Annotated in this window: 4 protein-coding genes; all 4 read left to right on the plus strand. The window is 43.8% G+C overall.

Annotated features, from left to right (window positions below; all coding sequences use genetic code 11):
• A partial coding sequence (locus tag QUB30_RS33255) for a formylglycine-generating enzyme family protein (RefSeq protein ID WP_333342555.1) occupies positions 1 to 916 on the plus strand: 916 nt, incomplete at its 5' end.
• Positions 917 to 1,320: 404 nt separating this feature from the next.
• Complete coding sequence (locus QUB30_RS33260; protein ID WP_333342564.1) at positions 1,321 to 1,542, plus strand: DUF5615 family PIN-like protein; 222 nt, start codon at positions 1,321 to 1,323, stop codon at positions 1,540 to 1,542.
• 17 nt (positions 1,543 to 1,559) lie between these two features.
• A complete protein-coding gene (locus QUB30_RS33265; RefSeq protein ID WP_333342558.1) occupies positions 1,560 to 2,006 on the plus strand; it encodes a hypothetical protein in 447 nt (148 codons plus the stop codon).
• Positions 2,007 to 2,238: 232 nt separating this feature from the next.
• A partial coding sequence (locus tag QUB30_RS33270; RefSeq protein WP_333342560.1) for a 4-Cys prefix domain-containing protein occupies positions 2,239 to 2,498 on the plus strand: 260 nt, incomplete at its 3' end.

Genomic DNA, 2,498 nt, shown 5'->3' on the forward strand with positions numbered 1-2,498 from the left:
TAAGTTGTTGGCAAAAGATATCCAGCAGCGCTATCAATCAGCAGATGAAGTTTTAATAGATTTTCAACGTCAGTCAACGCCAAATTTTATACAGACTTTAAAAAGGTTTGAATTTGACACGGTGACAGTTGATGTGCGGGGTAATATAACTAGCCATCAACACCGTCAAACACAATTTTTTAGGGAAAATTTAGGTGGCGGTGCAACCTTAGACATGGTAGCAATTCCTGGTGGCCGTTTCGTGATGGGTTCTCCCAATACGGAAGCAGGGCGAAGTAACAATGAAGGGCCGCAGCGTACTGTTAATATCTCTCCTTTTTTTATGGGTAAATATCCCATTACTCAAGAACAGTGGGAAGTAGTGATGGGGAATAACCCTTCTGATATCAAAGGTTTGAAACGTCCTGTAGAACAAGTAAGCTGGAATAATGCTCTGGAATTCTGCCAGAAAATTTCTCAAAAAACCGGCAAGATTTATCGCTTACCTTCGGAAGCCGAATGGGAATATGCTTGTCGCGCCGGAACTACAACGCCTTTCTATTTTGGTGACACGATTACCCCGGATTTAGTTAATTATGATGGCAATTATCCCTACGGTTCTGCGCCGAAGGGACTTTACCGCAAACAAACAACGGATGTGGCGAGTTTTCCGCCGAATCCGTTTGGTTTGTATGATATGCACGGGAATGTTTGGGAATGGTGCAGCGATAAATGGCATGGTAATTATAACGGCGCACCGACTGATGGAAGTTCTTGGGAAACTGGAACAGATAATAACCGAGTGCTGCGTGCTGGTGCCTGGAACTGCAATACGGTCTATTGCCGTAGTGCCTATCGTGGCAGGAATTGGGCGATCCATCGCAGCAGGCACCTCGGTTTTCGCGTGGCGGTAGCTTCGGTTTCTTCCTCGTCCTAGTTTCCGCGTAGTAGTCGTAGGGTGCGTCGCATTGAACAATCTACAAATCAAATCGACTATCTCGCAGCGACAGACCGCGAGAGTCAGTTAATCGATTTTAGATTTTAGATTTTAGATTTTAGATTTTAGATTAAAGAATTCCAAGATAGACCCCACGGATGAATCCGGGGGCTTGTGAAGAGGATTCGGAGATTAGGCCGGGGCTGGTTTATTATGTTGTTGGTTCCGACATAGATGGTTGGTAAAACCCGCCCCTACCGCAGAATTAAGACTACCGAGCTTGATAACTGATAGAGATATCGCCTTACAATATCAAATAGCTACACAATTCATAAATCCCCAAATTTATTTGACAATCGAAGAATTAGAAGTACAACTCTTGGGCTGAACGGCGATCGAAAAAGCTGAGGCGATCGGCTGAAAATCGGGCTCTTTTGACCGTCAATCGGCGGGATTTCTTTCAACTGCACAAGCTGAAACCAGACCATTGTGGTATTATTGCCTGCACGCGAGATGACGATATGCCTAGACTGAGTGCGAATATTAATGATGCGATATCTAATGCTGAGATACTGACGGGAAAAGTGATTCGTGTCTATCGTTCTGGGCCGCCGTCCATATCTTAATTGAATTTAATAATTCTATGACTGCTACAACCGATCGTCCTTTAAAAAATTTTTGCATAGAAGACTTGAAAAGTGCCGACCTCGCAGGCATTACTCTAATCCCCCAACCTTTAACCTTGCGCTTAGACTTTACATTCGGAACCGGGATTTATGACACTTCCATCGAATTCTATCAACTCGTTCATCAGGTAATCTCTCAACCAGTCAACTCCGACTCTGAAGAGTCTTGCTTCTGGGTGGGTAACGCAGAATTAAGACAATTGACAGAAGATAAGAGTCAAATTTTATCTACTTTGTCCTATCCTTTTCAAAATCAAGCAGGTTTGGTTGAGACAGGTTCGTCGCCCCTTTTCTACTTTCGGCTGGAAGGGGATACTTGTATCGAAGTAGTTTGCGGTAGTTACAAAATTTTTCAAGAATTGGAATCGGCGGTTGAAACCGCGTCTACACCAACGAAAACCTGATGGTGCGTAGGTTGAAGCTTTAGGGTGCGTCGCCATCTACAATATCCAAGTAAGATGCAAATCTCACATATCCGCACCCTACAAATTAGACTACTGGACGCACTCGGCCTTCATAAGCGGGTTTTTTACCGAATCTGCGAGATCGAACGAAGTATTTTCATAAAAAAAAAACCGGTTTCTGGGCCCCATGCGTAAGTCCTATACAATATAAACAATATCATTCATAAAACAAATGATTTGCTGTATCAATCCCGACTGTCAAAAACCCGAAAACCCCGACGGACAAACATATTGCATCAGTTGTGGTCTTCAACTCGTACCCCTCCTGCGAAATCGCTTTCGCATGATCAAACTCCTCGGTCAAGGTGGCTTCGGCAGAACCTATTTAGCAGAAGATATTGATCGACTCAATCAACCCTGTGTCGTTAAACAATTAGCACCAGATGTCCAGGGAACTTGGGCTATTAGCAAAGCCGTAGAATTATTTCAGCA

The sequence above is a fragment of the Microcoleus sp. BROC3 genome (genome assembly GCF_036702515.1).
In the GTDB taxonomy this organism is placed as follows: domain Bacteria; phylum Cyanobacteriota; class Cyanobacteriia; order Cyanobacteriales; family Microcoleaceae; genus Microcoleus.